Raw genomic sequence first — 25,988 nt, 5'->3', positions numbered from 1 at the left:
TTGAGCTAGGTGAGCGATCGACGTACTCTCGCAGTATCCGGCAAGGTCGCCGGGCGCGGGACGAGCTCACGAGGCGAACCCGCCGAAACGCGAGGATCGACGATGACCCCATCCGACCGAGACGCCACCGGGCTCCTCACCCGACGCGACCAGTACGTGCAGCTCATCACCCCTACGGGTGAGCGGCGCCACGACCCCGAGTACGACCCGTGGGTCGCCGATGTCGACGCCGACGCGCTCGCGCGCCTCTACCGCGACATGGCGATCGTGCGTCGGCTCGACGCCGAGGCCACCGCGCTGCAGCGCCAAGGAGAACTCGGCCTGTGGCCGCCGCTTGCGGGCCAGGAGGCCGCCCAGATCGGCTCCGCCCGCGCGCTCCGCGACGACGACTTCGTGTTCTCGAGCTACCGCGAGCACGCCGTGGCCTGGTGCCGCGGTGTCGGGCCCGCCGAGCTCCTCACCGTGTGGCGCGGCTCTGCAGCATCCGGATGGAACCCCTTCGAGTACGCCATGGCCGTGCCCCAGATCATCATCGGCGCCCAGGCCCTGCACGCCACCGGCTACGCCATGGGCCTGACGTGGGAGGAGTCGGATGCCGCCGCCATCTCCTACTTCGGCGACGGCGCCACGAGCGAGGGCGACGTGAACGAGGCGTTCGTGTTCGCCTCCAGCTTCGACGCTCCCGTCGTGTTCTTCTGCCAGAACAACCAGTGGGCCATCTCCGAACCCGTCGACCTGCAGTCGAAGCAGCACCTCGCCCGCCGAGCCGACGGCTTCGGCATGCCCGGCATCCGCGTCGACGGCAACGATGTGCTGGCGGTGCTCGCCGCCACCCGCATCGCCCTCGATCGCGCGCGCCGCGGCAAGGGCCCGACCCTCATCGAGGCCGTCACCTACCGGATGGGTCCGCACACCACGGCCGACGACCCCAAGCGCTACCGCACCGACGACGAGCTCGCCGACTGGCGCACCCGCGACCCGCTCGCGCGCGTGCTGGGCCTGCTCGGGGCCATGGGCACCGACGCCGACGCACTCGAGGCCGAGGTCGCCGAGGAGTCCCGTGCCGCCGCGGCCGAGTTGCGCGCCGCGGTCACCACCATCCCCGATCCCGAGCCGATGAGCGTGTTCGACCACGTGTACGCCGAGCCCAACACACACCTCGCGCGCCAGCGCGACCACTATGCGCGCTACCTCGCGATGTTCGAGGAGGCGGATGCCGCCGCGGCATCCGGTGCCGAGGGAGGCGCCCGATGACCACCCTCACGCTCGGGAAGGCCCTCAACGAGGCGATGCGGCGCGCGCTCGCGGGCGACGAGAAGGTCGTGCTCATGGGCGAGGACATCGGCACGCTCGGCGGCGTATTCCGCGTGACCGACGGCCTCAAGGCCGAGTTCGGGCCCAACCGCGTCGTCGACACCCCGCTCTCCGAGGCGGGCATCGTCGGCACCGCGGTCGGGCTCGCGTACCGCGGCTTCCGGCCGGTGGTCGAGATCCAGTTCGACGGGTTCATCTACCCGGCCTTCGACCAGCTCATCGCGCAGGTCGCGAAGCTCCACTACCGCTCGCGAGGGAACGTGCGGATGCCGCTCACGATCCGGGTGCCGTTCGGCGGCGGCATCGGCGCGGCAGAGCACCACTCCGAGTCGCCCGAGGCGTACTTCGCGCACACCGCCGGCCTTCGCGTCGTCGCGTGCTCGAACCCGGCCGACGCGTACGTGATGCTCCAGCAGGCCATCGCGAGCGACGACCCCGTGCTGTTCTTCGAGCCGAAGCGGCGCTACCACGTGAAGGGCGAGGTTGACCTCGATGCGAGCCTCGCCGACGCGAAGCCCATGGGGCTCGCGACCTTCATCGCCAAGGGCGACGACGTGACCCTCGTGACCTACGGCGGGCTCGTGCAGACCGCACGCGACGCGGCCATCGCCGCCGCCGAGGACGGCATCTCGATCGAGGTCATCGACCTGCGGTCGCTCGCGCCCATCGACTACGAATCGGTCGCGGCATCCGTGCGCCGCACCGGTCGCCTGGTCGTCGCACACGAGGCCGGCCAGCAGGGCGGCCTCGGCGGCGAGCTCATCGCGGGCATCACGGAGCGGTGCTTCGAGTACCTCGAGGCCGCGCCCGTACGGGTGACGGGGCACGACATCCCGTACCCGCCTGCGAAGCTCGAGCGGCACCACCTGCCCGACCTCGACCGCATCCTCGACGGGGTCGACCGGGTGCTCGGCCGGCCCAACTCGCTGAGCGGAGTGGAGGCGGGAGCCCGATGATCAAGGAATTCCCACTGCCCGACCTCGGTGAGGGCCTCACCGAATCCGAGATCGTCGCCTGGCGCGTCGCCGTGGGCGATCACGTGGAACTCAACCAGATCATCGCCGACGTCGAGACCGCCAAGGCCGTCGTCGAGCTGCCCTCGCCGTACGAGGGCGTCATCACCGCGCTGCACGCGAAGGAGGGCGAGGTCGTGAACGTCGGCGAGCTGCTCTTCTCGTGCGAGACGGATGGGGGAGCGGCGCCGCAGGAGCCGGCATCGGCACCAGCCGCGGTCGCCGAGCCTGCCGAAGCGGCCGGGGCCTCGACGGGATCGGGGAGCGAAGCGCTGGATGCGGCGCTGGAACCGAACCTCGTGGGCTACGGCGCTCGCGACGAGGGCGGGCCCAAGCGCCGCGCGAGGCGCACCGCGCTCGCCGCCGACCTCGTGCCCGAGGCGCCGGTCGCCATCGACGAGGTGAGCACGACCGAGCGTCGACTCGAGCCGCCCATGCGTCCCGAGCGCCCGCGCTCGACGCCGCCAGTGCGAAAGCTCGCCCGCGACCTCGGCATCGACCTCGCCGAGCTGACCGGTACCGGCGAGAACGGCCTCATCACGCGCGCCGACGTGGAGGCTGCGGCATCCGGCGCGCCTGCGGTGGTCGAGGAGGCCGAGGGCCGTCCCGAGCCCGCGCGCGAGCGCCCCGCCGAGACCCGCGTCCCGATCAAGGGTGTGCGCAAGCACACCGCCGCCGCGATGGTGCGGAGCGCGTTCACGGCCCCGCACGTGACGGAGTTCCTCACGGTCGACGTCACCGCGACCATGGAGCTGCTGCGACGCATCCGCGACGACCGCGCCTTCGCGGGCCACAAGGTGACGCCGCTCACGGTCGTGGCCAAGGCCGTGTGCATCGCCGCGGCGCGCACCCCCGAGGTCAACTCGCGGTGGGACGAGGAGGCGCAGGAGATCGTGCAGTTCGGCGGCGTCAACCTCGGCATCGCCGCGGCCACCGAGCGCGGGCTCGTGGTGCCCAACGTCAAGGGCGCCGAGCGGATGACGCTCATCGAACTCGCGGACGCCATCGCCGCGCTCGCCGACACCGCGCGGGCCGGCAAGACCAGCCCCGCAGATCTCACGGGCGGCACGATCTCGATCACCAACATCGGCGTGTTCGGCATCGACGCGGGTACGCCGATCCTGAATCCGGGGGAGGCGGCCATCATCGCGATGGGTGCCGTGCGCCGCCAGCCGTGGGAGCATCGCGGCGAGATCGCGCTGCGCGAGGTCATGACGCTCTCGCTGTCGTTCGACCACCGGCTCGTCGACGGCCAGCAGGGTTCGCGTTTCCTGGCCGACATCGGCGCGATCCTCCGGGAGCCGGGTCTCGCCCTGACCATGGCGTGATGCACCGTTCGGCGAGAGGATGGGCGTATGGACGAACGCATCATCCTCTCGCCGGCGGACACGTCCGACGAACTCGACGGCACACCGTTCCAGCACACGCAGGATCACCTGGTCGGCGCCTTCACGACGGCCGACTTCCGCAGTGCGGTGCGCCTGCTCGACGCGGTCGCGGTCGTCGCCGATGAGCTGAACCACCACCCCGACGTGCGGCTCGGCTGGGGCCGGGTGGAGTTCGCGCTCACCTCGCACGACGCGGGCGGGGTCACCCGGCGCGACGTCGAGTTGGCACGCCGGGTGGGCGAGATCGCCGAGCAGCACGGCGCGAAGCCCGCCTGAGCTCAGTCGAGCCGGTAGAGGTGCTCTTCGATCTCGACGCCGCGTGCGTTCGCGTGGCTGAGCTCGCTGCCCACCCGCCGGAACCCGAGCCGTTCCAGCACCGCGATGGAGGCGGCGTTGTCGGCGGCGACGTGGGCGCGCACGGGTCGGTCGCGCAGGACGTCGAGGAAGAGGCGCATGGCACGGGTGGCGATGCCCTGCCCCCAGCGCGCGGGATCGACCCAGTAGGTGATCTCGGCTTCGCCGTCGTCGAACCACCGGGCGACACTGCCCACGATCACACCGTCGGCGCGTACCGTGCGGGCGTCGACCGTGGCATCGGCGAGGAGCCGACGCCAGTGCGCGTCGAACGCCGCCCGATCGGCAGGGTCGGCTGACGTGAATGCCGCCATGCGCACGGCCTCCTCGTGCCGACCGAACGCGAAGAGTGCATCGAGATCCCCAGCGCGGGTCGCGCGCAGGGTCACGACATGAGGCTGGCCCATGTCATCTCCTCCAGGATGCCGCGGATGGTGCCGTCGGCGAGTCGGCGCCCAGGGATGCGGGCGCTGTGCGGAGTGGAGTTCAGGAGTCCGAAGGCGGCGTGCGCCCGGAACCTGAGCTCCGCCTCGGCCCGATCGGGCCGGAGTCGGGAGAGCGTGTCGACCCAGTGCTCGACGTAGCGCCGCTGCAGCGAGCGCACGTCGTGCCTCGCTTCGCGGTCGAGTCGATCGAGTTCGCGATCCTGCACGACGATGACGTCGGCCTCGCCGAGCGCGAAGTCGACGTGGAAGCGGATGAGGGAGCGCAGCGCCTCCGCCGGGTCGGACGAGGAGTCGAGCACCCGCTCCGCGCCCTCGAGCAGCACCCGGCTCGCACCCTGCAGGATCGCGGCGAGCACGGCGGCCTTGCCGGGGAAGTGCCGGTACACGGCCGGTCCGCTCACGCCGACCGCGGTCCCGAGGTCCTCGATGGTGACGCCGGCGTACCCTCGCTCCGCGAAGAGCGTGGCGGCGGCGGCGAGGATCGCGGCACGGCGATCGGCCTTCTGGCGCCCCCGCTCGGTGCGCGGCAGCTCGCCGTCGGCGACCGCGTCGTGCGCGTCGAGGGTGCTTGCCATGTCGGTGAGTGCTCGCTAACATCGGGAATCGAGTTAGTGCACACTAACCGAAATCGCGTGCCCCGCACAAGAGGGCGCAGCGTCGACGGAGACAGGCGGACGCATGACCACCCTCACGACGGCCATCGACCCGACGAGCGAGTCGTCGCGGCGCAACGTGACCGAGCACGCCGAGCTCGTGCGCGAGCTCCGCGAGAAGGTCGCGACGGCAGCGCTCGGTGGACCCGAGACCTCTCGGGAGCGCCACGTGGCACGCGGCAAGCTCCTGCCGCGCGACCGGGTCGATCGCCTCCTCGATGAGGGCAGCCCGTTCCTCGAGCTCTCGCCGCTCGCCGCCGACGGTCTCTACGACGGCGGCTCGCCCGGGGCCGGCATCATCACGGGCATCGGCCTCGTGCACGGCCGACCCGTCGTGGTCGTCTGCAACGACGCCACCGTGAAGGGCGGCACCTACTACCCGATGACGGTGAAGAAGCACCTCCGAGCACAGGAGGTGGCCCGCGAGCACCGCCTGCCGTGCGTGTACCTCGTCGATTCGGGCGGCGCCTTCCTGCCACTCCAGGACGAGGTGTTCCCCGACCGCGACCACTTCGGGCGCATCTTCTACAACCAGGCGCAGCTGTCGTCGATGCGCATCCCGCAACTCGCCGCCGTGCTCGGCTCGTGCACGGCCGGCGGCGCCTACGTGCCCGCGATGAGCGACGAGACCGTGATCGTGCGCAACCAGGGCACCATCTTCCTCGGCGGGCCACCGCTCGTGAAGGCCGCCATCGGCGAGGTCGTCACCCCGGAGGAGCTCGGCGGCGGCGAGCTGCACTCTCGGGTGTCGGGCGTCACCGACCACCTCGCCGACGACGACGAGCACGCGCTGGAGCTCGTGCGCGACATGGTCGCCACCCTCCCCGAGCAGGCGCCGCGAGCCTGGACGGTGCGCGAATCGCGTCCGCCTCTCGTCGACCCGGCGGGGCTCACCTCGGCGGTGCCCGTCGACGTGCAGCAGCCGTACGACGTCCGCGAGGTCATCGCACGGCTCGTCGACGGCAGCGAGTTCGCCGAGTTCAAGCCCGAGTACGGCGACACCCTCGTCACCGGCTTCGCCCACCTCGACGGACACCCGGTCGGCATCGTGGCGAACAACGGCGTGCTGTTCAGCGAGTCGGCGATGAAGGGCGCGCACTTCATCGAGCTCTGCGACCAGCGCGGCATCCCGCTGCTGTTCCTGCAGAACATCTCGGGCTTCATGGTCGGCCGCGACGCCGAGGCGGGCGGCATCGCCAAGCACGGCGCCAAGATGGTCACCGCCGTGGCCACGACGCGCGTGCCGAAGCTCACCGTGGTGATCGGCGGTTCGTTCGGCGCGGGCAACTACTCCATGTGCGGGCGCGCGTACTCGCCCCGGTTCCTCTGGATGTGGCCGAACGCACGCATCTCGGTGATGGGCGGCGAGCAGGCGGCATCCGTGCTCTCGACCGTGAAACGCGACCAGCTCGCGGCTCGCGGCGAGGAGTGGGCGGATGCCGCGGAGCAGGCGTTCCGCGAGCCGATCCGCGACCAGTACGAGCAACAGGGCAGCCCGTACCATTCGACGGCGCGGCTCTGGGATGACGGCATCATCGATCCCGCGGACACGCGCACGGTGCTCGCCCTCGCGTTGGAGCTCGCGAGCCGCACGCCGCTGCCCGAGCCGCGGTTCGGCCTGTTCCGGATGTAGTCGCCGCGTCTTCAGGAACCGGATGCCGCGGCGGCGCGCTGCACCTCGCGCACGGCTTCGTCGACTCCGCGGTTCCACGTGGTGCCGTGGCCGGGCAGGACCCATGTCGCGCCGAGGCCCTGGAGGCGTGTGAGCGACTCGACGGCGCCGCCGGGGTCGTCGGTGAACGGCGCGGGCTGGGGTCCCTCGGCACCCGTGAGCACATGCCGCGTGGTGAGGGCGTCGCCCACGAAGACCGCGTCGACGGCCGGCACGTGGATCGCGATCGAGCCGGGAGAGTGCCCGGGCAGTCCGATGACGCGCGGCGAACCGGGCAGGTCGAGCACGTCACCGTCGCGCACCGGGACCACCTCGGTGAGGGGTATGGTCTTCAGGCCGTTCTTCCGCACCGCGTACCAGAGGAACCGGGCCACGGCACCGAGCTTCACGTGGCCCCAGGAGGGCTTGCTCGACTCCTCACCGCGCGCGCGGGCTGCGTCGGCCTCGTGAACGTGGACCGGCACACCGTGGTCGCGACGGAGTCGCTCGGCGAAGCCGATGTGGTCGGAGTCGCCGTGCGTGAGCACGACGCCGCGCACGTCGTCGAGCGAACGGCCCATGGCCTCGAGCTCGGCGAGGAACTCCTTCCACTGGCCGGCGAGACCCGCGTCGATGACCGTCACGCCTTCGGGCGCGTCGACGAGGTAGACCGCGACGAGGTCGTTGCCGACCCGGTGGAGGGCGGGGGCGAGCTTCATGGTGTCTCCTCGATGGTGACGGGGTGGCAATGGCTACGATACATTCGCGAAAAGCTAAGAACAATAGCTTAGCACTGATCCGTGACGCTCTTGTCAATTCAGTTAGCGCCCACTAACATCGGTTCCAGTTAGTGCGCGCTAACTGATCGTGGCGCGCGTCCTGCAGAGAGGCGGATCGAACGCTCATGAGCACGCCCGACCTCGCGACGATCGCAGCGTCGACCGCCGGCCGCTTCTCCCGCCCATTCGACCGCGTGCTCGTGGCGAACCGCGGGGAGATCGCGGTGCGGGTCATCCGCACGCTGAAGCGGCTCGGGATTCGCGCGATCGCCGTCTACTCCGACGCCGACGCCGGCGCACCACACGTGCGCCTCGCTGACGAGGCGGTGCACATCGGGCCGGCGCCCGCGACCGAGAGCTACCTCGATCCCGACCGCATCATCGCCGCCGCCGTCGCCACGGGCGCGCAGGCCGTGCACCCGGGCTATGGCTTCCTCTCCGAGCACGCCGGGTTCGCCCGCGCCTGCCGCGAGGCCGGCATCGTGTTCGTCGGCCCCGGCGACGAGGCGCTCGACGTCATGGGCGACAAGATCCGCGCGAAGCGCCACGTCGCGGCATCCGGAGTGCCCATCGTGCCCGGCGTCGCCGACCCCGCCCTCGACGACGCGGCACTCGTGGCCGCCGGCGAGGCGGTCGGCTTCCCGCTGCTCGTGAAGCCGTCGGCGGGCGGGGGCGGAAAGGGCATGCAGGTGGCCCGCGACGCGGCCGAGCTCGGGGCCGCGATCGGCGCCGCACGCCGTGTCGCGACCGCGGCGTTCGGCGACGACACGCTGCTCCTCGAGCGCCTGATCGAACGCCCCCGGCACATCGAGGTGCAGGTGCTGGCGGATGCCGCGGGCACCGTGATCCACCTCGGCGAGCGCGAGTGTTCGCTGCAACGTCGGCACCAGAAGGTCGTCGAGGAGGCCCCGTCACCGCTTCTCGACGCCGCAACGCGCGAGCGCATCGGTCTGGCTGCGTGCGACGCGGCCCGGAGCGTCGCCTACCTCGGCGCCGGCACGGTGGAGTTCCTGGTGTCGGATGCATCGCCCGACGAGTTCTTCTTCATCGAGATGAACACCCGGCTCCAGGTCGAGCACCCCGTGACGGAGCTCGTCACGGGTGTCGACCTCGTCGAACAGCAGCTGCGGATCGCCGCGGGTGAGCCGCTCGCCCTCACGCAGGATGACGTGCACCACACTGGTCACGCGATCGAGGCGCGTGTCTACGCGGAGACCCCGCACCGCGGGTTCCTCCCGTCGACCGGTGCCGTCCTCGCCTGGAGCCAGCCCCGGGCCGACGGGGTTCGCGTCGACGCCGGCATCGCCGAGGGCCAGGAGATCACCGCCCACTACGACCCCATGATCGCGAAGGTCATCGCCCACGGCGCCGATCGCGCGGAGGCGCTCGAACGGCTCGACCGGGCTCTCGCCGACACGATCGTGCTCGGCGTCGACACCAACGTCGGGTTCCTCAGGCGCCTCATCGCCGAGCCCGACGTGCAGGCGGGACGCCTCGACACCGGGCTCATCGACCGCATGCCAGAGGCCGGCGCTGCTGTCGTGGATCCCTCGCCCACCCTCGTCGAGGCGGCGGCGCGCCGGTTCGCCGACGACGAGGCCCGCGAGCGGGTGGCGGCGGATGCCTCGGGCCCCACCGCCTGGCGATCGGCAACGGGCTGGCGCCCCGGCGTCGTTCGAGCACCCGAAGTGCTGCTCGCACCCCGCGACCACCCCCACGACGTGCGGACGGTCGCGGTGGCTCCGACGGCGGATGCGCCGGCGGCGGCATCCGGAACCGACGCCCCCATCGTGCGCGTGGGCGACGACGGCGCCGTCTGGGTGCACCACGACGGCGACGCGGCGGCCTTCGTGCGCCTCGACCGTCGCACCCATGCGCAGCGACGCCGGGACGCCGCCGAGCGAGGCGGGCTCGCCGCCGAGCCCGAGCTCCGTGCACCCATGCCCGGCACGGTGACGGCCGTGTTCGCCGCCGACGGCGACACCGTCGAGGAGGGCGACGCGATCGTCGCCATCGAGGCCATGAAGATGGAGCACCGCGTGGTCGCAGGCCTCGACGGCATCGTCAGGGTCGCCGTCGCCGTCGGCGACCTCGTGTCACGCGACCAGGCCGTCGCCCGCATCGAGGCCCTTGCGGGCGCAGACGACACCCGATCCCACGAATGAGGAGCATCCCATGCAGTACCAGCTGAGCGACGAGGAGCAGGAGCTCTACGACACGGTCTGCGAGTTCGCCGACACCGTGGTCGCCCCGCAGTCGTACGAGGCCGACCGCAGCCACACACTCTCGATGGAGGTCGTCGCCCAGATGGGCGAACTGGGCCTGTTCGGGCTGCCCTTCCCCGAGGAGGTCGGCGGCCAGGGCGGCGACTACCTCGCCCTGTGCCTCGCGATCGAGGCGCTCGGTCGTGTCGACCAGTCGATCGCGATCACGCTCGAAGCCGCCGTGGGACTCGGGGCGATGCCGATCTACCGGCACGGCACCGACGAGCAGAAGGCCGAGTACCTGCCCGACCTCCTCGCCGGGCGTGCGCTCGCCGGGTTCGGCCTCACCGAGCCCGAGGCGGGGTCGGATGCCGGAGCCACACGCACGACCGCGGTGCTCGACGGCGACGACTGGCTCGTGAACGGCTCGAAGCAGTTCATCACCAACTCGGGCACGCCGATCACCCGGTTCGTCACCGTCACGGCGGTGACCGGTGAGCGGACGCGTCCCGACGGCTCCACGGACAAGGAACTGTCGACCATCATCGTGCCGAACGACACGCCGGGCTTCACCGTCGGTCCGGGCTACGACAAGTCGGGCTGGCGTGCGTCGGACACGCATCCGCTGACCTTCGAGGACGTCCGCGTACCGGCGGCCAACCTGCTCGGCGAGCGCGGCCGCGGCTTCGCGAACTTCCTGCGCACGCTCGACGAGGGTCGCATCGCGATCGCGGCGCTCGCCACGGGTGCCGCGCAGGGCTGCCTCGACGAGGCCGTCGCCTACGCGAAGACGCGGAACGTCTTCGGCGTGCCCATCGCGTCGCACCAGTACATCGCCTTCACCATCGCGCAGATGCAGGCGCGCGTGCACACCGCTCGCCTCGCCTGGCACCACGCGGCACGGCTCGTCGACGCGGGTCGGCCGTTCAAGCAGGAGGCGGCGATCGCGAAGCTCGTCTCGAGCGACGCCGCCATGCTGAACGCCCGCGACGCCACCCAGGTCTTCGGTGGCATGGGCTTCATGAACGAGACGCTCGTCGCCAGGCACTACCGTGACTCGAAGATCCTCGAGATCGGCGAGGGCACGAACGAGGTGCAGCTCATGGTCATCGCGCGTGAGCTGGGCATCGGCTAGGAGGTTCATCATGTCGGACGTCCCCATGCGCGAGGTCGTTGAGCGAGGACTCTGGTTCGAGGAGTTCGAGGAGGGCGTGCGCTACCTGCACCGCCCGGGCCGCACCGTCACCGAGGCCGACAACGTGCTGTTCACCACCCTGACCATGAACCCGCAGCCCTTGCACCTCGACGCGGCCTGGTCGGCCGGACAGCCGTTCGGGCGGCCGCTCGTCAATTCGCTGTTCACGCTGTCGACGCTCGTGGGGCAGTCGGTGAGCCAACTCACCCGCGGCACGCTCGTGGCGAACCTGGGCTTCGGCGCCGTCGCGTTCCCGCATCCCGTCTTCGTCGGCGACACGCTCTACGGCGAGAGTGTCGTCGAGTCGAAGCGGCTGTCGTCGTCGCGGCCGGGCGAGGGCATCGTGGTGCTCGCCCACACCGCCCGCAACCAGGACGGCGTGGTCGTGGCCACGGCATCGCGCACCATGCTCGTGTGGACCCGCGAGGCGGGCGAGCGGGCAGCGGGGGCCGGCGGGGCATCCGGTGAATCTCGTGCGGGCGGGGCAGCCGTCACCGCCGACGGAGCCGACCGGTGACGCACCCGTCGTTCCGCTTCGGGCCGGCGTTGCTGTTCTGCCCCGCCGATCGCCCCGACCGCTACGAGAAGGCCGCCGACCGCGCCGACGCCGTGATCATCGACCTCGAGGATGCCGTCGCCGAGGGTGCCAAGCACGAGGCGCGGCTCGCGCTCGTCGAGTCGAACCTCGACCCCGAGCGGGTCATCGTGCGGGTCAACCCGGCCTCGACGCCGCACTTCGCCGACGACCTTGCGGCGGTGCTGGCCACCGACTACCGCACCGTCATGCTCGCCAAGTGCGAGGGCACGGCCGACCTCGTCGACCTGGCCGAGCTCGAGGTGATCCCGCTCTGCGAGACCGCACGGGGCGTCGTGGCGGCTGAGGCGCTCGCGGACCTGCCGAACGTGTCGGGCCTCATGTGGGGTGCCGAAGACCTCGTTGCGTCCCTCGGCGGCTCCTCGAGCCGCCACGCCGACGGCCGGTTCCGCGACGTGGCGACCTACGCCCGCTCACGCGTGCTCCTCGCCGCCGGCGCCCACGGCATCGCGGCGATCGATGCCGTGCACCTCGACATCGGCGACGCGGACGGGCTCGCCGCCGAGGCGGAGGATGCCGCGGCGCTCGGGTTCGCGGCGACGGCGTGCATCCACCCGACCCAGGTCCAGGTGGTGCGCGACGCGTACCGGCCGAGCCCCGAGCGGATCGCGTGGGCGCGCGACGTGCTCGACGAGGCACGAGCGCAGGGCCGCGGGGTCTTCACGTTCCGCGGCGGAATGGTGGACGCGCCCGTATTGCGCCAGGCCGAGGCGATCGTCCGGCGCGCGGGCGGCTGAGCGAGCCTGCCGCACGCGCCGCACGCCATGCCTCACACGGCCACGTCGCGCCGCCGGAACACGAGCCAGCCGACGAGCAGCAGCGCCGCGGCGACTGCGAAGAGCAGCCAGATCGGGCCGACCCACCCCTCGGACATCGGGTCCTCGGCGTAGGCCCAGCTGTACGGCGACCAGTCGTGCAGCCACGCCAAGTCCTCGTTCTGGTTGCCGAGCGCGTTGACTGCGTATCCGTAGACCGCGACGCCGGCGCCCGCGCCGAGCGCCCAGGTGCGCCGCCCGGTCATGCCGCCGACGGAGATCGCCGCCGCCGCACTGAGCGAGACGAGTCCGAAGAAGGCCGTGGAGGCCGCGATCAGGCCGTCGAGCGGGATCTCCAGCTCGGCAGGCTCGTTGAGGAGAAGCACCACCGCGACCGCAACGAGCGTGAGCCAGAGGAGTTTCACGAGCACTGCGGCGGTGCGCTCGGCGAAGAGCTGCCCTCGCGTGACGCCGTGGGCGAGGGTCAGTTCGAGTTGGCCGTTTTCCTCGTCGTTCGCGATCGCACCGGTACCCCAGCCGACAGCGGCGATCGTGACGAGCACGAAGCCGATGAGGCCGAAGAAGGTCGCCTGCGCGTACCCGGGGCCCGAGGTGATGTCGTCGTAGCCGAGCGTCTGCACGAGCTCGGGAGGCAGCGAGGCGAGGATGTCCTGCATCTGCCCGTTGCCGGCGATCGACGGGTACAGCGGCAGGTAGAGGAACAGGGCGGCCATGATGCCGATCGTCCAGCCGACGAGCCCGCGCCAGGTGTCGGCCAGGTTGCGCCGAAACAGGGGGAGTACGCGCCTCATCGCTCCTCCTCCTCTCCCCGGGCCTCGGATCCGTAGAAGCCGAGCACCGTCTCCTCGAGGTCGGGCTCCTCGACCGTGAGGTCGACGAGCGCCACGGGCGCGATCGCCTTCACGAACGCATCGACGTGCGAGTCGAGGGTCGTCGTGAGGGAACGCGTGCCGTCGGGATCGGCGACCTCGGTGATCTCGCCCACGCCGGGCGACGCGGCGATCGCCGTACGCGCCGCCGCGGCATCCGCTTCGTCCACGACCACGCGGACGTGGCGCAGCGCGCTCTCGCGGAGGGCCGCGACCGTCGACTGCTTCACGATGCGCCCCGAGCGCAGGATCGCGATGTCGTCGGCCGTCTGCTGCACCTCGCTCAGCACGTGGGAGCTCAGGAATACGGTCTGGCCCTTCGCCTTGGCCTCGCGCAGCATGGCGTGGAACTCCTGCTGCACGAGCGGGTCGAGGCCGCTCGTCGGCTCGTCGAGCACGAGGAGTTCGGGCTCGTGCATGAAGGCCTGGATGAGACCGACCTTCTGCTTGTTGCCCTTCGAGAGGCTGCGCACCGGGCGGCCGAGGTCGAGGCCGAGGCGCTCGGCGAGCGACTCGACCGTGCCGGGACGCACGTCGCCAGAGATCTCGGCGTAGTGCGCGAGCAGTTCGCGCGCGCGCACCCGCGCCTGGAGGTGGAGCTCGCCGGGCAGGTAGCCCACGCGGCGCCGCAGGCCCGCTCCGCCGGCGCCCGGGCTCTCGCCGAGCACGCGGAGTTCGCCGCCCGTCGGGCGGATGATGTCGAGGAGGAGTCGCATGGTCGTGGTCTTGCCGGCCCCGTTCGGGCCGATCATCCCGAATACGCTGCCGCGGCGGATGTCGAGGTCGATGCCGTGGAGCGCGGTGTGCGATCCGTAGCGCTTGGTGAGGCCGCGCGTCGTGACGGCGGCGGAATGTTCGGTCATGCCGGTCCTTCGGAATCGGGTGAGGTGGGTGCCTGAGTGGGGGACTCGCCCTCGAGCGCGGCGCGCACGGCGTCGAGGATGCGGCTGTCGGCGTAGAGCCCGTGGGTGTAGAGCTCGAGGATCGGCAGGGTCATCCGCTGCACCGCCGCCGGGCTCGAGAGCGGCACGCCGAGGACCCGTACGAGCTGGTCGCGCAGGAGCAGGGGAGCGAGGCCGTTGAGGGTGATCATGATCGCGCGCATCTCGGGGTCGGCCGACGGCTGCATGGTGCCGTCGGCGACGCCCTCATCGAGCATCGTCGCCGTCTCGCGCAGCAATCGGTCGAAGAGGCGGTTGCCGCCCTCGCTGCCCTCGGAGAGCATCGTGGCGAAGTAGTCGATGTAGGCGCCGAACCGCTCGGGCCGGTCGAGCCACTCGCGCATGGTCTCCGCGATGGCCGGCGCCCGGGTCTTCGCCTTCTCGGTCATCAGCTCGCGCACGAGGGTCTCGTCGCAGGCGGTGCGCAGGCCCTCCTTCGACCCGAAGTGGTGGATGACGAGCGCGGGCGAGACGCCGGCGTCGGCGGCGATCTCACGCACGCTCGTGCGCTCGTATCCCTGCCGTCCGAAGCGCACGATCGCGGCCTCGCGAATACGAGCCGCGGCGGTGGCATCTTCGAGCGGAACTGAACGCACGTTCATCATCCTAAACGCACGTTCAGTCGATCCGCAAGAAGCGGTCCTCCGTTGTGGGACTCATAGCGGTGAACTACGCCCATTCGGGGGACATACACGCACACAACGCAAACGATTCGGTAACGGTTCGCGCGTGCCGTCGGGGGACAGGTACCCCGAGGCCGTATCGTCGAATCAATCCTGGGGAGGAGGAGCGCGTGGCACGACGGCACAGCTACCGAGCGCACGTGGCGGGCGGCATGGGGGCATTGCTCGCCGATGAGGAGCGTTCGGTCGCGATCGACGCCCCGGCGTGGAATCCCAAGCCGGCCACGTCCGCGAGCGGGCCGGTGGTCCGGCTCGAGACGGTGGAGTCGAACCCGCTCTCGGGCCCCATCACCGTACCCGTGCGCCGGAGCCTCGGCGACACCGGCATCGCCACGCATCCCCTCGCCCTCGGCGCCAGCACCTTCGGCTGGACCCTCGGCCCCGACGCGGCGTTCGAGGTGCTCGACCGCTTCGCCGGCATCGGCGGAAACCTGATCGACACGGCCGACAGCTATTCGGCCGGCCGCAGCGAATCGATCATCGGCTCCTGGCTGGCCTCACGCCGTTGCCGCGACCGGGTGCATGTCATGACCAAGGTCGGACGCCACGCCGACCACCCCGGCCTCGCGCCGTCGGAGCTCCGCGCCGCCGTCGACGACTCGCTCACGCGCCTTCGTACCGACCGCATCGACGTGCTGTTCTTCCACGGCGACGACCCCGCCGTGCCGCTCGAGGAGAGCCTCGGCACCATCGGGGCGCTCGTGGCCGAGGGCAAGGTGCGCGCACTCGGCGCCTCCGACTTCCCGCCCGAGCGGCTCATCGAGGCACGCGTCCTTGCTGCGAACGGGTTGCCGCGGTTCGAGGTGCTCACGACCTCCTACAACCTCATGCAACGGCGTCCGTTCGAGGGCGCCACCGAACTGGTCGCGCACGCCCAGGACCTCGCCGTCCTCCCGTATTTCGCGCTCGCGAACGGCTTCCTCGGCGGCCGCGTGCGACGCCGCGCCGACGTGCGCCGCGATGCCCGCGGCGAGCGCGTCGCACGCCACCTCGGCCGTCGCGGGTACCGCGTGCTCGCCGCGCTCGATGAGATCGCGTTCGCGCACGGGGTCGAGCCCGCGACCGTCGCGCTCGCGTGGCTCCTCGCCAAGCCGACCGTCGTGGCGCCCGTCGCGAGTGCAACCACGCCCGGGCAGGTCGAGGCGCTCGTGGCCGCGGCATCCGTCGACCTGCAGCGTTCGGAGATCGTCGAACTCGACCGCGCCTCCGCCTGAGCCGAGCGGCGGGGCCACTCGACCACCGGGCGCCGTTCCCGCCCCCGTGGCATAGGCTGGACTGGATGAACGGCGCTGTCGACCTCCCCCTCGGCCAGGCCGAACTCTCCTTCACCGCCGCCGGTGACGCCGTGGTTCGGCGTAGCGTGCTCCCGTCGGGCGTGCGCGTGCTGAGCGAACAGGTTCCCGGCAGCCGCAGCGTCACGGTCGGGTTCTGGGTCGCCGTCGGCTCACGAGACGAGCAGCACGCCGATGGCACGGTGCCGGCGACCTACGGGTCCACCCACTTCCTCGAGCACCTGCTGTTCAAGGGCACGGCCGAGCGCACGGCGCTCGACATCGCCATCTCCTTCGATGCCGTCGGCGGCGAGCACAACGCGCTCACGGCGAAGGAGTACACCTGCTACTACGCCAAGGTGCAGGACCGCGACCTGCCGATGGCCGTCGCCGTACTCGCCGACATGTTCACGTCGTCGCTGCTGGATCCCGTCGAGTTCGACAACGAGCGCGGAGTCATCCTCGAGGAGCTCTCGATGGCCGGCGACGACCCGGCGGATGTCGCGAACGAGCGCTTCTTCGAGGCCGTGCTGGGGCGGCATCCGCTCGGACGGCCCATCGGCGGCGACCCTGCCACCATCCGTGCGGCCACGCGCGAGGCGGTGTGGGCGCACTACCGTTCGAGCTACCGGCCGCAGGACCTCGTCGTCACGGTCGCGGGCGCCGTCGACCACGACGTGCTCGTCGGTGAACTCGAGCGCGGGCTCACGCGCGCCGGGTGGGATCTCACGGTCGAGTCCGCCCCGGTCGAACGGCGCGACAGCGCTCCCGCCGTGCTCGAGACCGGTCCGGCCGTCACGGTCGTGCCACGCCCCATCGAGCAGGTCAACCTGCTGCTCGGCGTTCCGGGGCTGGTCGCCACCGACGAGCGCCGCTCCACGATGAGCGTGCTCAACGCCGCCTTCGGCTCGGGCATGTCGTCGCGCCTCTTCCAGCAGGTGCGCGAGCGCCGTGGGCTTGCGTACTCGGTCTACTCGTTCGCCCCCGCCTACTCCGACGCCGGGCTGTTCGGCATGTACGCCGGCTGCGCCCCCGCGAAGGCGAGCACCGTCGCCGCGCTCATGCGCAGCGAGCTCGAACGCGTCGCCGAACACGGCATCACCCCCGATGAGCTCCACCGGGCCGCGGGGCAACTCGGCGGGGCATCCGCCCTCGCCCTCGAGGACTCCGATACCCGGATGTCCCGACTCGGACGAGCCGAGCTGACCCTCGGCGAGTTCATCGACCTCGACGAGTCCCTCCGACGCATCGCGCTCGTCACCGCTGACGACGTGCAGGCGCTCGCGCAGGACCTCGTCGCCAGGCCGTTCTCCCTGGTCGCCGTCGGCGCGACCGAGGAATCTGCCTTCAACGGAGCGGTCGATCGGGCCGCGCCGTCCCTCGGCGTCGCCTGACGCCCGACAACGACGTCGCACCAGGAAGCAGGAACGTGCCCCATCACCTCTACCTCGTCCGCCATGGGGAACAGCTCGACGCCCAGCACGGCATGCCCGACGGACCGCTCTCACCCCGTGGGCGGCGTCAGGCGGAGCTGCTCTCCGAACGGCTCGGCGGTGTGCCGTTCGACCACGCGTGGCACTCGCCGCTGCAGCGGGCCGCCGAGACGGCTGCCATCATCGCGGCGAAGATGCCGGCGCTGACGCCGGAGCCCTCGGCACTGCTCTTCGACTGCATCCCGTCGGGTCCCGCGCCGGAGACCCCGAAGGTCTACGACCCGTTCTTCGGATCGGTCACCGAGGCCGAGATCGAGGCGGGCAGCGCCCAGATGGCGGATGCCGCGGCCGAATTCCTGCGCTCGCACCGCGAGGACCGCCACGACCTGCTGATCACCCACAACTTCGTGATCGCATGGCTCGTGCGCGAAGCACTCGGAGCCCCCGACTGGCGCTGGCTCTCGATCAACCAGGCGAACTGCGGCCTCACGGTGCTCACCCAGAAGTCGGGTCGGCCGTGGAGCCTCGTCACGCACAACGACCTCGCTCACCTGCCGCCCGAGCTCCGCACCGGGATGCCCGAGCCCTACCTGGTCTGAGGCTGCACGCGTTTCGCGTACCAGTGCGTGGCGTTGGGGTTCTCGTTGTACGGCGCGACCTCGGCGTAGCCGCTCGACCGGTAGAGGCCGCCCGCCGCCTCCAGGCTCGCGTTGGTATCGAGCACGAGCTCCTCGGCGCCGAATCCGGTGGCGCGACGCTCCAGTTCGTCGAGGATGCGTCGGCCGAAACCGCGACCGCGCGCCTCGGGTCGGAGCCACAGGTGCTTGATCTCGAAACGCACCTCGAGCGTCTCGGGCCGGCGCTGGATGCGGCGCACCCCGCCGCATCCGATGACGCCGCCGTCGTCGTCTTCCACGACGAGGAACGCACCCGCAGGGGGCGTGAACTGCTCGGCGGTCGGGTAGGTGGGCCGGTACTCGCCCTGCGCCGCCGGGAACCCGGCTGCGCGTTCGGCGAAGTACGCATCCAGCAGCGTGTGCGCCTCGTCGCTTGCCACGTCGACTTCACGGAACCGCATCCCGACAGCCTACGACCGCGGTCTTGCTAGGGTGAAGCGGTGACGATACGGGTCGCCGTGGCCGGGGCCACGGGCAGGATGGGGCGGTTGGCGATTCGGCTCATCGAGGAGGCCGACGACCTCGAACTGCACGCGGCGCTCACCTCCCGGTCGAGCCTCGACGAGATGCTCGGCGCGGATGTCGCATTCGACGTCACCCATCCGGCCGCCAGCGCCGCCATCGTGGAGTTCGCCACGGGCGCCGGTATCCCCGTCGTCGTGGGCACCTCGGGCTGGTCGCGCGATCGCATCGCGGAGATCTCCGCATTCGTGCGCGGGCACGACGACGCCGGGCCCGTGCTCTTCATCCCGAACTTCTCCATCGGCAGCGTGCTCGGCACCGCGTTCGCGGCACTCGCCGCCCCCTACTTCGACTCGATCGAGATCGTCGAGGCGCACCACGCCGGCAAGGTGGACTCGCCGTCGGGCACCGCGGTGCGCACGGCCGAGCTCATCGGCGAGGCGCGCGGCGACGCGGGCCCCGTTGCCGCACCACACGCCGACCAGCGGGCGCGCGGGCAACTGGTGTCGGGAGTGCCGGTGCACAGCCTGCGCCTCGCCGGTGTGACCGCCGAGCAGCGCGTGATCCTGGGCGGTGACGGCGAGACGCTCACCATCTCGCACTCCACCGCATCGCCGTCGGCCTACGAGCAGGGCATCCTCCTGGCGCTCCGCCACGCACCCCGGGCGACCGGCGTGACGGTCGGGCTCGACGCCCTGCTCGACCTGGGCATCCCCGGCACCACCGCATGAGCGCCAAGGTCGGGGCCATCATCATGGCCGTGCTCCTCGCCCTCTACATCGTGCTGGTCGGTTGGCGGGCCATGCAGTTCCTCGGCACGGGCGAACCGATCGCGGTCGCCATGGGCGTCGCGCTCATCGTGCTCCCGGTCATCGCGGCGTGGGCGCTCTGGCGCGAGATCATGTTCGGCGTGCGCTCGCAGGCGCTCGTGCGGCGGCTCGAGGCCGAGGATGGGCTCGACCTGGGCATCCCCCTGACCCCGAGCGGGCGGCCCGAGCGGGCGCCGGCGGATGCCGCGTTCCATGCGTTCCGGGCGGCGGCCGAGGCCGAGCCCGAATCCTGGCGGGCGTGGCTGCGCCTCGGGCTCGCCTACGACGCGGCGGGCGATCGTCGACGGGCGCGGGGCGCCGTGCGCCAGGCGATCACGCTCGAGCGCGCGGAGCGCTGAGCATGTCGTCGAGCGCTGACTCGACGGTCACGTGGGTGAAGCGGAATCCGTCATCGATCAGCCGCTGCGGACGCACCTTCTGGCTCGAGAGCAGGAGCTCGTCGGCCGCACGCCCGAGGGCGAGGCCGAGCATGCGCTCGGGCACCGCGAACGCGTAGGGCCGGTTCATCCGCTCGGCCATCGCGTTCATGATGCGGTCGGCGGTCGCCGGCGTGGGTCCCACGAGGTTCACGGGGCCCGCGAGGTTCGACGAGAGCAGGTGCGCGATGGCCGCCACCTCGTCGTGCAGCGAGATCCACGGCCAGTGCTGGCCACCGGTGCCGAGCCGGCTGGAGAGCCCGAGCCGCGTGAGCGTGCTGACGCGCTGCATGGCCCCGCCATGACCGATGACGATGCCGGTGCGGAAGATCGCGGTGCGGGTCTCGCTCGGGGCGAGCATCCCCGCGGCCTCCCACCGCTGCACCACCTCGGGGAGGAAGCCCGAGCCGGCGGCGCAGTACTCCGTGAGCAGCTCGCCGGGCCGGTTGCCGTAGAAGCCGACGGCCGAGGCGCTGAGGAACACGGTCGGCGGGCGCTTCGCCTTGTGCATCGCCTCGGTGAGGGTGCGCGTCGCCGTGACACGGGAATCCAGGATCTCGCCCTGGTAGCCCTTGGTCCACGGCAGCCGCGACAGCGACGCCCCCGAGAGGTTCACGACCGCGTCGACCCGATCCATGACCCCGAAGTCGATGATGCCAGAGGCCGGCGACCACGACGCTTCGTCGGGACCATGGGCTCGGCGCCGCACCAGCCGCACGACCTCGTGACCGTCGGCCGTCAGCAGGTCGACGAGTGCGGTCCCGATGAAGCCGGACGCACCGGCGATGAGCACCCGCACGGTCAGGCGAGCTCGGCTTCGATCGTGATCGGGATGGACAGCGCCTGCGAGATCGGGCAGTTCTCCTTCGCGTCCTCGGCGAAGGCCTCGAACTCCTCCTCGGTGATGCCGGGGACCCGCGCGCTCACGAGCAGGTGGCTGCCGAGCACGCCCTTTCCGGCCTCGAATGTCACCGCGGCGGTCGTCTGGATGCTCTCGGCCGGGTGGCCGGCCTGCGCGAGCGCAAGGGAGAGGGCCATGCAGAAGCACGACGAGTGCGCCGCTGCGAGCAGTTCCTCGGGGTTGGTCGTGTTGGCGACGCCCTCGGTGCGGGCCTTCCAGTTCACGGGGAACGTGGCGAGCCCCGAGGAGTCGAGGGCGACATCCCCGGATCCCTCGAACAACGTGCCCTTCCAGATGGCGGTCGCTTCGCTGGTCAGTGCCATGATGGTGGTCCTCCTCCTCGAGCCGGGCTCCCAGCCTAGCCCGGAGGATGCCGCCGCGGTCAGGTCCTTGCCGCGTCCGGTTCAGGTCCTGGCGATGACGCGCGCACGCACGAGCAGCAGGTAGAGCTGGCAGCCGAGGCAGTACCCGAACACCGCGTTGAGGAACGCGGCGATGAACGCCGCGGCCGCCGCGATCGGCACTGCTGCTGCCACGCCGAGCGGCCCGAGGATGACGCCCACGATCGTGACCACGAATCCGACGCCCTGCGCGAACGTCGGCGGACGTGGGTCCTCGAGCTCGGCGGGCGGGCGGAGCCGGGGCCGCACGAGCGAGCGGAACACGAGCGCGAACGGGTTCCGGCGGATGCCGGCCACGGCGCTCCACGCGAACACGAGGCTGATCACCGTGAGCAGGATCCAGGCGGCAAGGGTGGCGCCGCCGACGCCGAGCACCACCGTGGCGAGCAGCAGCACCGCCGTGACGCTCGCCGTGAAGCGGGGACCGCGAGGATCGATGCCGGCGTCGATGCCCGTGCGTTCAGGATGCGACATGGGTCCTCCGGGTGAGTCGTTCGAGGTGCTCGTGCACCGCGTCGAGGCGCGGGACGCCGCCGATGCGGGCGCTCGCGAGACCCCGTGCGTCGAGGATGAGCGTCGTCGGCGTCTGCAGCACGCGGAACCGGTCGGCGAGGTCGGCGCGGTGGGTGAGGTCGACCTCCACGTGCCGCACGCCGTCGTATCGGGCCGCCACGCCCGCGAGCTGCTGCGCGGTCGCGGGGCACCGGCTGCAGTACTCGGTCGAGAACTGCACGAGCGTCGCCGACGACCCGAGCGCCGTGGGGGAGAGGTCGAGCGCAGCGGCATCCGTCGGGCCAACGCCCGAGCCGTTGCGGGTACCGCCGCCGTCGCCGTCGCCGCCGCCGACGCTCCGAGTCTCGCGCGTCTCGTGCAGTCGACCCGTGCGTGCCCGCCAGGCGAGGCCGATGGCCGTGGCCAGGGCGGGCAGGCCGAGGCCCGCGATGATCGCCGTGAGCCAGTCCATGTCGCGATGCTACGGCGCACCGCCTGCGGCCGGCCGCGTGTGACGGTGCGTGACGTGCGCGGCGCGCCCGAGGCATCCGCCCACCCAACGCCTCGCGCGAGTAGCATCGACGCGATGGCCGAGACGATTCCCACGCCCTACGAGGACCTCCTGTGCGACGTGCTCGAGCACGGCACCCCCAAGTCCGACCGCACGGGCACGGGCACCCGAAGCGTCTTCGGGCGCCAGCTGCGGTTCGACCTCTCACAGGGCTTCCCGCTCGTCACGACCAAGCGCGTGCACTTCCCGTCGGTCGCATACGAGCTGCTCTGGTTCCTGCGCGGCGAGTCGAACGTTCGCTGGCTGCAGGAGCACGGCGTGACCATCTGGGACGAGTGGGCGGATGCCTCGGGCGAGCTCGGGCCCGTCTACGGCGTGCAGTGGCGCTCCTGGCCGACGCCCTCGGGCGAGACGATCGACCAGATCACGCAGGTGGTCGACGAGATCCGGCGCAACCCCGACTCGCGGCGGCTCATCGTCTCGGCGTGGAATCCGGCCGACATCCCGCGCATGGCGCTCGCGCCGTGCCACGCGTTCTTCCAGTTCTACGTCGCCGACGGGCGCCTGTCGTGCCAGCTGTACCAGCGCAGCGCCGACCTCTTCCTCGGCGTGCCGTTCAACATCGCCTCGTACGCCCTGCTCACGCACATGGTGGCGCAGCAGACCGGGCTCGAGGTCGGCGACTTCGTGTGGACCGGCGGCGACTGCCACATCTACGACAACCACCTGGAGCAGGTGACCGAGCAGCTGTCGCGCTCGCCGTATCCGGCGCCGACGCTGCGCTTCGCCCGACGGCCCGACTCGATCCTCGACTACGCGTTCCAGGACTTCGTCGTCGAGGACTACCGGCACCACCCGGCGATCCGCGCGGCCGTCGCCGTATGAGCGGCGCCGATCTCGCGGATGAGACGGATGCCGCCGGGCCCGAGGTCGGGCTGATCTGGGCCGAGGCGCGCGGCGGTGTGATCGGGGCCGGCGGCGGCATGCCGTGGCACGTGCCCGAGGATCTCGCGCACTTCAAGGAGCTCACCGGCGACGCGCCCGTGGTCATGGGACGCAAGACGTGGGACGGGCTGCCGCCGCGGTTCCGTCCGCTGCCCGGACGGCGCAACATCGTCGTGACCCGGCAGACCGGCTGGTCGGACGAGGGCGCCGACGTCGCCGGATCCGTCGACGAGGCGCTCGCGCTCGCGGCATCCGACACGACGCCGTCCGACACTGTGTGGGTGATCGGCGGCGCCGAGATCTTCGCCGCCGTGATGGATCGAGCCGACCGCCTCGAGGTCACCGAGCTCGACCTCGCCGTCGATGGCGACACGTTCGGGCCCGCCGTCGACGGCTCGTGGCAGGTCGCCGACGTCGACCCGGCCGAGGGCTGGCACACGTCGACGAGCGGCATCCGGTACCGCTTCCTCCGCTGCACCCGCGCCTGATCCCTCGCGCGCCCGCACGCGCCGCCCGCGCGCGCCCGTGACTGCACGCTTCTGCGGAGATACGATCCGGCGCGCCGCCAATCTCGGCCGGGAGACGGCGTGCCGGATCGTATCTCCGCAGATACGGACGGATGACTCGTCCTCCACGTGCGGCCGACCGGAGCCGGGTTGCACATCCCGGCTCGCGTCGAGGCGACTGATCGTCGGGCGGCACAGCATGGCCGCGTGCGCAGCATGCGATGGACCCCTGACGACGTGGCCGCGGTCTGTCGCGGCAGCGGCGGCGCCATCCGCGCCCGCGAGTTCGCGGCGCTCGGTGTCGATGCGCGGTCAGTTCGGCGGGCGGTGGCGGCTGGACGCCTCATCCGCGTTCGATCGGGCCACTATGCCGACCCCGGCCTTCCCAGTCCGGTTCGGATCGCGCTCCGCCATGGCGGCGCGCTCGCCTGCGTCTCCGTGGCGAGGTCACGCGGGCTCTGGGTGCTGCCGCTCGACCACATCGTGCACGTGTCGCTACCGCCGAACGGGCACTCGCATCCGCATGACGACTGCACGTGCGTACAGCACTGGAATGCCCTGCAGTTCACCTCGACCGAGGTGTCCCTCGTGGACGCCCTCCTGCAGATTCGCGGATGCCACGGTGACGACGCGTTCTTCGCCACACTCGAGTCCGCCCTGCACAAGCGGGTGCTCACCCGGGCCGGTCGCGCGGAGTTGCGTGGGCGGATCACGGAGTCGGCGCGCTGGCTGGTCGATTTCGCCCGATCGGACTCCGAGAGCGGGCTCGAATCCCTTCTCAGAGTCCGCCTGCACCGGCTCGGCATCTCACTTCGCACGCAGGTCGAGATCCCCGGGGTCGGCCGCGTCGACTTCGTGCTCGGCGACCGGCTCATCCTCGAGGTCGATGGCGGACCCGGGCACGAGGGCCCTGAGAGCCGCCACAAAGACCTCCTGCGCGACGTGGTCGCGGCGACCCACGGCTTCGACACGCTCCGGTTCGACTACGACATGGTCGTGAACGACTGGCCCATCGTGGAGGCGGCCATCCTGGCGAAGGTCGCGCGGGCGCTGCATCTCGACCCTTGGGCAGAGCGCCTCCGCTCCGCCTGACGTCCGTCTTCCGGGTGCGGGTTGAACCAGCCCTCGTGTACGAATCTGCGGATATACGATCCGCCACACCGAGCCGACGGCCGCAAACGCGGGGTGGCGGATCGTATATCCGCAGGAATGGACATGAGCTTGCGTGACCGGAGCGAGGGCGGGCAGCGCGCGGGGCGCGGCGCGCGAACCGATACGCTGGAGGGCGTGGCTCAGGAAAACCCCTTCGGACAGGTGCTCGTCGCGCTCGTCACGCCGATGACGGCAGACGGCGAGGTCGATTGGGCCGGGGTCGAGAAGCACATCGACGACGTGATCCAGGCCGGCGCCGACGGCATCGTCGTCACGGGCACCACCGGTGAGACCTCGACGCTCACCGACCCCGAGAAGATCAAGCTCGTCGAGGTCGGCAAGGATGTCGCCGCGGGGCGCGCGAAGATCATCACAGGCGGCGGCTCCAACGAGACCGCCCACGCGATCGAGCTGTACCGTCACTCGGCGGAGGCCGGCGCCGACGGCATCATGATCGTGACGCCGTACTACAACAAGCCGACCCAGGCCGGCATCCTCACGCACTTCCGGCTCGTGGCCGACGCCACCGACCTGCCGGTCATCCTCTACGACATCCCGGGCCGCACGGGCGTGCCCATCAAGTACGAGACCATCCTGCGGCTCGCGAAGCATCCGAACATCCTCGCCATCAAGGATGCGAAGGGCGACTTCTCCGAGGTGAGCCGGGTGCTCAACCAGACCGACCTCATGTACTTCTCGGGCGACGACGCGAACGTGCTGCCGCACCTGTCGATCGGCGCGACGGGCCTCATCGGCGTCACCGCGAACATCGCCCCGGCACCGTACCGCGCCATGGTCGACGCCGTGAACCGCGGCGACCTGAAGGCCGCGACCGCCGAGCATCGGCGCCTCGAACCGCTCGTGCGCGCCGTGATGACCCACGTGCCGGGCACCGTCTCGACGAAGTACATCCTGCACGGCCTCGGCCGCATCGGAAGCCCGCGCGTGCGGCTGCCCCTCGTCGGCCCCGAGGAGTGGGAGGCCGCACTCATCGAGGACGAGATCGACCTCGTGCAGGGCATCCCCGGCGTCGACTTCCACTACTTCCGCCCCGACCGCAACGCCGCAGCAGGTGGCGCGTTGCCGAAGATCGCGGGCACCACGCGCTGAACGCGCGGGCCGGGGCATCC

General features: G+C 71.4%; 29 protein-coding genes. 18 read left to right on the top strand and 11 right to left on the bottom strand.

Annotated elements, in window-relative coordinates:
- Positions 1–102: 102 nt before the first annotated feature.
- Genes pdhA through AB0K73_RS15755 form a run of 4 tightly spaced genes read left to right on the top strand, consistent with a single transcriptional unit; the run spans position 103 to position 3,991 of the window.
- Positions 103–1,254: a pyruvate dehydrogenase (acetyl-transferring) E1 component subunit alpha gene (gene pdhA, locus AB0K73_RS15770; protein ID WP_360515230.1), complete on the top strand. Its 1,152-nt coding sequence runs from the start codon at positions 103–105 to the stop codon at positions 1,252–1,254.
- The gene (locus AB0K73_RS15765) at positions 1,251–2,270 is read left to right on the top strand and encodes an alpha-ketoacid dehydrogenase subunit beta (RefSeq protein ID WP_360515233.1); all 1,020 of its coding nucleotides are present in this window, start codon (positions 1,251–1,253) and stop codon (positions 2,268–2,270) included. Before pdhA ends, AB0K73_RS15765 begins: the two co-directional genes overlap by 4 nt.
- A complete protein-coding gene (locus AB0K73_RS15760) occupies positions 2,267–3,655 on the top strand; it encodes a dihydrolipoamide acetyltransferase family protein (RefSeq protein WP_360515236.1) in 1,389 nt (462 codons plus the stop codon). Before AB0K73_RS15765 ends, AB0K73_RS15760 begins: the two co-directional genes overlap by 4 nt.
- 27 nt (positions 3,656–3,682) lie before the next feature.
- Positions 3,683–3,991, top strand: coding sequence for a 4a-hydroxytetrahydrobiopterin dehydratase (locus AB0K73_RS15755; protein ID WP_360515239.1), 309 nt, complete (start codon positions 3,683–3,685; stop codon positions 3,989–3,991).
- 2 nt (positions 3,992–3,993) lie between these two features.
- Here the strand turns inward: AB0K73_RS15755 and AB0K73_RS15750 are convergent, their stop codons facing one another.
- Positions 3,994–4,476 (bottom strand): GNAT family N-acetyltransferase, encoded by a 483-nt coding sequence (locus tag AB0K73_RS15750; protein WP_360515242.1) that lies wholly within the window; start codon positions 4,474–4,476, stop codon positions 3,994–3,996.
- Positions 4,455–5,090, bottom strand: a complete 636-nt coding sequence (locus AB0K73_RS15745) for a TetR/AcrR family transcriptional regulator (protein ID WP_360515245.1) — start codon at positions 5,088–5,090, stop codon at positions 4,455–4,457. The genes AB0K73_RS15750 and AB0K73_RS15745 overlap by 22 nt, the downstream gene beginning before the upstream one ends.
- A gap of 103 nt (positions 5,091–5,193) precedes the next feature.
- On the opposite strand from AB0K73_RS15745, the gene AB0K73_RS15740 reads away from it, so the two are divergent.
- Entirely contained in the window at positions 5,194–6,801 is a 1,608-nt protein-coding gene (locus tag AB0K73_RS15740; RefSeq protein ID WP_360515248.1) for a carboxyl transferase domain-containing protein, read from the top strand.
- Between the two features lie 11 nt (positions 6,802–6,812).
- Here AB0K73_RS15740 and AB0K73_RS15735 read toward each other — a convergent pair whose 3' ends face one another.
- A complete protein-coding gene (locus tag AB0K73_RS15735) occupies positions 6,813–7,538 on the bottom strand; it encodes an MBL fold metallo-hydrolase (protein WP_360515251.1) in 726 nt (241 codons plus the stop codon).
- A 185-nt stretch (positions 7,539–7,723) separates the two neighbouring features.
- Between AB0K73_RS15735 and AB0K73_RS15730 the strand changes: the two genes are divergently transcribed.
- Genes AB0K73_RS15730 through AB0K73_RS15715 form a run of 4 tightly spaced genes read left to right on the top strand, consistent with a single transcriptional unit; the run spans position 7,724 to position 12,329 of the window.
- The gene (locus tag AB0K73_RS15730; RefSeq protein WP_360515254.1) at positions 7,724–9,763 is read left to right on the top strand and encodes a biotin carboxylase N-terminal domain-containing protein; all 2,040 of its coding nucleotides are present in this window, start codon (positions 7,724–7,726) and stop codon (positions 9,761–9,763) included.
- A gap of 10 nt (positions 9,764–9,773) precedes the next feature.
- A complete protein-coding gene (locus AB0K73_RS15725; RefSeq protein WP_360515257.1) occupies positions 9,774–10,937 on the top strand; it encodes an acyl-CoA dehydrogenase family protein in 1,164 nt (387 codons plus the stop codon).
- Positions 10,938–10,947: 10 nt separating this feature from the next.
- On the top strand, positions 10,948–11,514 hold the full coding sequence (locus AB0K73_RS15720) for a MaoC family dehydratase (RefSeq protein ID WP_360515260.1): 567 nt from the start codon (positions 10,948–10,950) through the stop codon (positions 11,512–11,514).
- Entirely contained in the window at positions 11,511–12,329 is an 819-nt protein-coding gene (locus tag AB0K73_RS15715) for a CoA ester lyase (protein WP_360515263.1), read from the top strand. Before AB0K73_RS15720 ends, AB0K73_RS15715 begins: the two co-directional genes overlap by 4 nt.
- Positions 12,330–12,361: 32 nt before the next feature.
- Here the strand turns inward: AB0K73_RS15715 and AB0K73_RS15710 are convergent, their stop codons facing one another.
- Genes AB0K73_RS15710 through AB0K73_RS15700 form a run of 3 tightly spaced genes read right to left on the bottom strand, consistent with a single transcriptional unit; the run spans position 12,362 to position 14,774 of the window.
- A complete protein-coding gene (locus AB0K73_RS15710; RefSeq protein WP_360515266.1) occupies positions 12,362–13,159 on the bottom strand; it encodes an ABC transporter permease subunit in 798 nt (265 codons plus the stop codon).
- The gene (locus AB0K73_RS15705) at positions 13,156–14,100 is read right to left on the bottom strand and encodes an ABC transporter ATP-binding protein (RefSeq protein ID WP_360515269.1); all 945 of its coding nucleotides are present in this window, start codon (positions 14,098–14,100) and stop codon (positions 13,156–13,158) included. The genes AB0K73_RS15710 and AB0K73_RS15705 overlap by 4 nt, the downstream gene beginning before the upstream one ends.
- On the bottom strand, positions 14,097–14,774 hold the full coding sequence (locus AB0K73_RS15700) for a TetR family transcriptional regulator (RefSeq protein ID WP_360515272.1): 678 nt from the start codon (positions 14,772–14,774) through the stop codon (positions 14,097–14,099). The genes AB0K73_RS15705 and AB0K73_RS15700 overlap by 4 nt, the downstream gene beginning before the upstream one ends.
- 197 nt (positions 14,775–14,971) lie before the next feature.
- Between AB0K73_RS15700 and AB0K73_RS15695 the strand changes: the two genes are divergently transcribed.
- The 3 genes from AB0K73_RS15695 to AB0K73_RS15685 all read left to right on the top strand — a co-directional run bounded on the left by AB0K73_RS15695 (position 14,972) and on the right by AB0K73_RS15685 (position 18,164).
- Complete coding sequence (locus tag AB0K73_RS15695; RefSeq protein ID WP_360515275.1) at positions 14,972–16,075, top strand: aldo/keto reductase; 1,104 nt, start codon at positions 14,972–14,974, stop codon at positions 16,073–16,075.
- Positions 16,076–16,140: 65 nt separating this feature from the next.
- Positions 16,141–17,526 (top strand): pitrilysin family protein, encoded by a 1,386-nt coding sequence (locus AB0K73_RS15690; RefSeq protein ID WP_360515278.1) that lies wholly within the window; start codon positions 16,141–16,143, stop codon positions 17,524–17,526.
- A 35-nt stretch (positions 17,527–17,561) separates the two neighbouring features.
- Positions 17,562–18,164 (top strand): histidine phosphatase family protein, encoded by a 603-nt coding sequence (locus tag AB0K73_RS15685; protein WP_360515281.1) that lies wholly within the window; start codon positions 17,562–17,564, stop codon positions 18,162–18,164.
- Here the strand turns inward: AB0K73_RS15685 and AB0K73_RS15680 are convergent.
- Complete coding sequence (locus AB0K73_RS15680) at positions 18,152–18,643, bottom strand: GNAT family N-acetyltransferase (RefSeq protein WP_360515284.1); 492 nt, start codon at positions 18,641–18,643, stop codon at positions 18,152–18,154. The two genes, AB0K73_RS15685 and AB0K73_RS15680, sit on opposite strands and share 13 nt — an antisense overlap.
- Before the next feature lie 39 nt (positions 18,644–18,682).
- On the opposite strand from AB0K73_RS15680, the gene dapB reads away from it, so the two are divergent.
- Both dapB and AB0K73_RS15670 read left to right on the top strand, forming a co-directional pair.
- Complete coding sequence (gene dapB, locus AB0K73_RS15675) at positions 18,683–19,435, top strand: 4-hydroxy-tetrahydrodipicolinate reductase (protein WP_360515287.1); 753 nt, start codon at positions 18,683–18,685, stop codon at positions 19,433–19,435.
- The gene (locus tag AB0K73_RS15670) at positions 19,432–19,872 is read left to right on the top strand and encodes a hypothetical protein (protein ID WP_360515290.1); all 441 of its coding nucleotides are present in this window, start codon (positions 19,432–19,434) and stop codon (positions 19,870–19,872) included. The genes dapB and AB0K73_RS15670 overlap by 4 nt, the downstream gene beginning before the upstream one ends.
- Here AB0K73_RS15670 and AB0K73_RS15665 read toward each other — a convergent pair.
- The 4 genes from AB0K73_RS15665 to AB0K73_RS15650 form a co-directional block, all read right to left on the bottom strand.
- Entirely contained in the window at positions 19,847–20,749 is a 903-nt protein-coding gene (locus AB0K73_RS15665; protein WP_360515293.1) for a TIGR01777 family oxidoreductase, read from the bottom strand. The two genes, AB0K73_RS15670 and AB0K73_RS15665, sit on opposite strands and share 26 nt — an antisense overlap.
- 2 nt (positions 20,750–20,751) lie before the next feature.
- Positions 20,752–21,174: an OsmC family peroxiredoxin gene (locus AB0K73_RS15660; RefSeq protein WP_360515296.1), complete on the bottom strand. Its 423-nt coding sequence runs from the start codon at positions 21,172–21,174 to the stop codon at positions 20,752–20,754.
- Positions 21,175–21,255: 81 nt separating this feature from the next.
- Positions 21,256–21,726, bottom strand: coding sequence for a DUF4395 domain-containing protein (locus tag AB0K73_RS15655; RefSeq protein ID WP_360515299.1), 471 nt, complete (start codon positions 21,724–21,726; stop codon positions 21,256–21,258).
- Positions 21,713–22,216: a thioredoxin domain-containing protein gene (locus tag AB0K73_RS15650; protein ID WP_360515302.1), complete on the bottom strand. Its 504-nt coding sequence runs from the start codon at positions 22,214–22,216 to the stop codon at positions 21,713–21,715. Before AB0K73_RS15650 ends, AB0K73_RS15655 begins: the two co-directional genes overlap by 14 nt.
- A gap of 114 nt (positions 22,217–22,330) precedes the next feature.
- Between AB0K73_RS15650 and AB0K73_RS15645 the strand changes: the two genes are divergently transcribed.
- The 4 genes from AB0K73_RS15645 to dapA all read left to right on the top strand — a co-directional run bounded on the left by AB0K73_RS15645 (position 22,331) and on the right by dapA (position 25,968).
- Positions 22,331–23,140, top strand: a complete 810-nt coding sequence (locus AB0K73_RS15645) for a thymidylate synthase (RefSeq protein ID WP_360515305.1) — start codon at positions 22,331–22,333, stop codon at positions 23,138–23,140.
- Complete coding sequence (locus AB0K73_RS15640) at positions 23,137–23,688, top strand: dihydrofolate reductase (RefSeq protein WP_360515308.1); 552 nt, start codon at positions 23,137–23,139, stop codon at positions 23,686–23,688. Before AB0K73_RS15645 ends, AB0K73_RS15640 begins: the two co-directional genes overlap by 4 nt.
- A gap of 234 nt (positions 23,689–23,922) precedes the next feature.
- Positions 23,923–24,798, top strand: coding sequence for a type IV toxin-antitoxin system AbiEi family antitoxin domain-containing protein (locus AB0K73_RS15635; RefSeq protein WP_360515516.1), 876 nt, complete (start codon positions 23,923–23,925; stop codon positions 24,796–24,798).
- Between the two features lie 195 nt (positions 24,799–24,993).
- A complete protein-coding gene (dapA, locus tag AB0K73_RS15630) occupies positions 24,994–25,968 on the top strand; it encodes a 4-hydroxy-tetrahydrodipicolinate synthase (protein ID WP_360515311.1) in 975 nt (324 codons plus the stop codon).
- Positions 25,969–25,988 lie beyond the last annotated feature (20 nt).

The organism is Agromyces sp. NPDC052230 (genome assembly GCF_040679595.1).
GTDB lineage: Bacteria > Actinomycetota > Actinomycetes > Actinomycetales > Microbacteriaceae > Agromyces.
The sequence above is the reverse complement of the archived record's forward strand: the minus strand, read 5'-3'. Positions and strand labels throughout refer to the sequence as shown.

What these genes read in the sequence shown, in the direction of transcription:
- AB0K73_RS15735 (WP_360515251.1), bottom strand. Translation starts at nt 7,538, where the DNA reads ATGAAGCTCGCCCCCGCCCTCCACCGGGTCGGCAACGACCTCGTCGCG.
- AB0K73_RS15635 (WP_360515516.1), top strand. Translation starts at nt 23,923, where the DNA reads ATGCGATGGACCCCTGACGACGTGGCCGCGGTCTGTCGCGGCAGCGGC.
- AB0K73_RS15705 (WP_360515269.1), bottom strand. Translation starts at nt 14,100, where the DNA reads ATGACCGAACATTCCGCCGCCGTCACGACGCGCGGCCTCACCAAGCGC.
- AB0K73_RS15725 (WP_360515257.1), top strand. Translation starts at nt 9,774, where the DNA reads ATGCAGTACCAGCTGAGCGACGAGGAGCAGGAGCTCTACGACACGGTC.
- AB0K73_RS15755 (WP_360515239.1), top strand. Translation starts at nt 3,683, where the DNA reads ATGGACGAACGCATCATCCTCTCGCCGGCGGACACGTCCGACGAACTC.
- pdhA (WP_360515230.1), top strand. Translation starts at nt 103, where the DNA reads ATGACCCCATCCGACCGAGACGCCACCGGGCTCCTCACCCGACGCGAC.
- AB0K73_RS15650 (WP_360515302.1), bottom strand. Translation starts at nt 22,216, where the DNA reads ATGGACTGGCTCACGGCGATCATCGCGGGCCTCGGCCTGCCCGCCCTG.
- AB0K73_RS15655 (WP_360515299.1), bottom strand. Translation starts at nt 21,726, where the DNA reads ATGTCGCATCCTGAACGCACGGGCATCGACGCCGGCATCGATCCTCGC.
- AB0K73_RS15720 (WP_360515260.1), top strand. Translation starts at nt 10,948, where the DNA reads ATGTCGGACGTCCCCATGCGCGAGGTCGTTGAGCGAGGACTCTGGTTC.
- AB0K73_RS15730 (WP_360515254.1), top strand. Translation starts at nt 7,724, where the DNA reads ATGAGCACGCCCGACCTCGCGACGATCGCAGCGTCGACCGCCGGCCGC.
- AB0K73_RS15670 (WP_360515290.1), top strand. Translation starts at nt 19,432, where the DNA reads ATGAGCGCCAAGGTCGGGGCCATCATCATGGCCGTGCTCCTCGCCCTC.
- AB0K73_RS15690 (WP_360515278.1), top strand. Translation starts at nt 16,141, where the DNA reads ATGAACGGCGCTGTCGACCTCCCCCTCGGCCAGGCCGAACTCTCCTTC.
- AB0K73_RS15710 (WP_360515266.1), bottom strand. Translation starts at nt 13,159, where the DNA reads ATGAGGCGCGTACTCCCCCTGTTTCGGCGCAACCTGGCCGACACCTGG.
- AB0K73_RS15645 (WP_360515305.1), top strand. Translation starts at nt 22,331, where the DNA reads ATGGCCGAGACGATTCCCACGCCCTACGAGGACCTCCTGTGCGACGTG.
- AB0K73_RS15745 (WP_360515245.1), bottom strand. Translation starts at nt 5,090, where the DNA reads ATGGCAAGCACCCTCGACGCGCACGACGCGGTCGCCGACGGCGAGCTG.
- AB0K73_RS15765 (WP_360515233.1), top strand. Translation starts at nt 1,251, where the DNA reads ATGACCACCCTCACGCTCGGGAAGGCCCTCAACGAGGCGATGCGGCGC.
- AB0K73_RS15740 (WP_360515248.1), top strand. Translation starts at nt 5,194, where the DNA reads ATGACCACCCTCACGACGGCCATCGACCCGACGAGCGAGTCGTCGCGG.
- AB0K73_RS15640 (WP_360515308.1), top strand. Translation starts at nt 23,137, where the DNA reads ATGAGCGGCGCCGATCTCGCGGATGAGACGGATGCCGCCGGGCCCGAG.
- AB0K73_RS15750 (WP_360515242.1), bottom strand. Translation starts at nt 4,476, where the DNA reads ATGGGCCAGCCTCATGTCGTGACCCTGCGCGCGACCCGCGCTGGGGAT.
- AB0K73_RS15660 (WP_360515296.1), bottom strand. Translation starts at nt 21,174, where the DNA reads ATGGCACTGACCAGCGAAGCGACCGCCATCTGGAAGGGCACGTTGTTC.
- AB0K73_RS15760 (WP_360515236.1), top strand. Translation starts at nt 2,267, where the DNA reads ATGATCAAGGAATTCCCACTGCCCGACCTCGGTGAGGGCCTCACCGAA.
- AB0K73_RS15680 (WP_360515284.1), bottom strand. Translation starts at nt 18,643, where the DNA reads ATGCGGTTCCGTGAAGTCGACGTGGCAAGCGACGAGGCGCACACGCTG.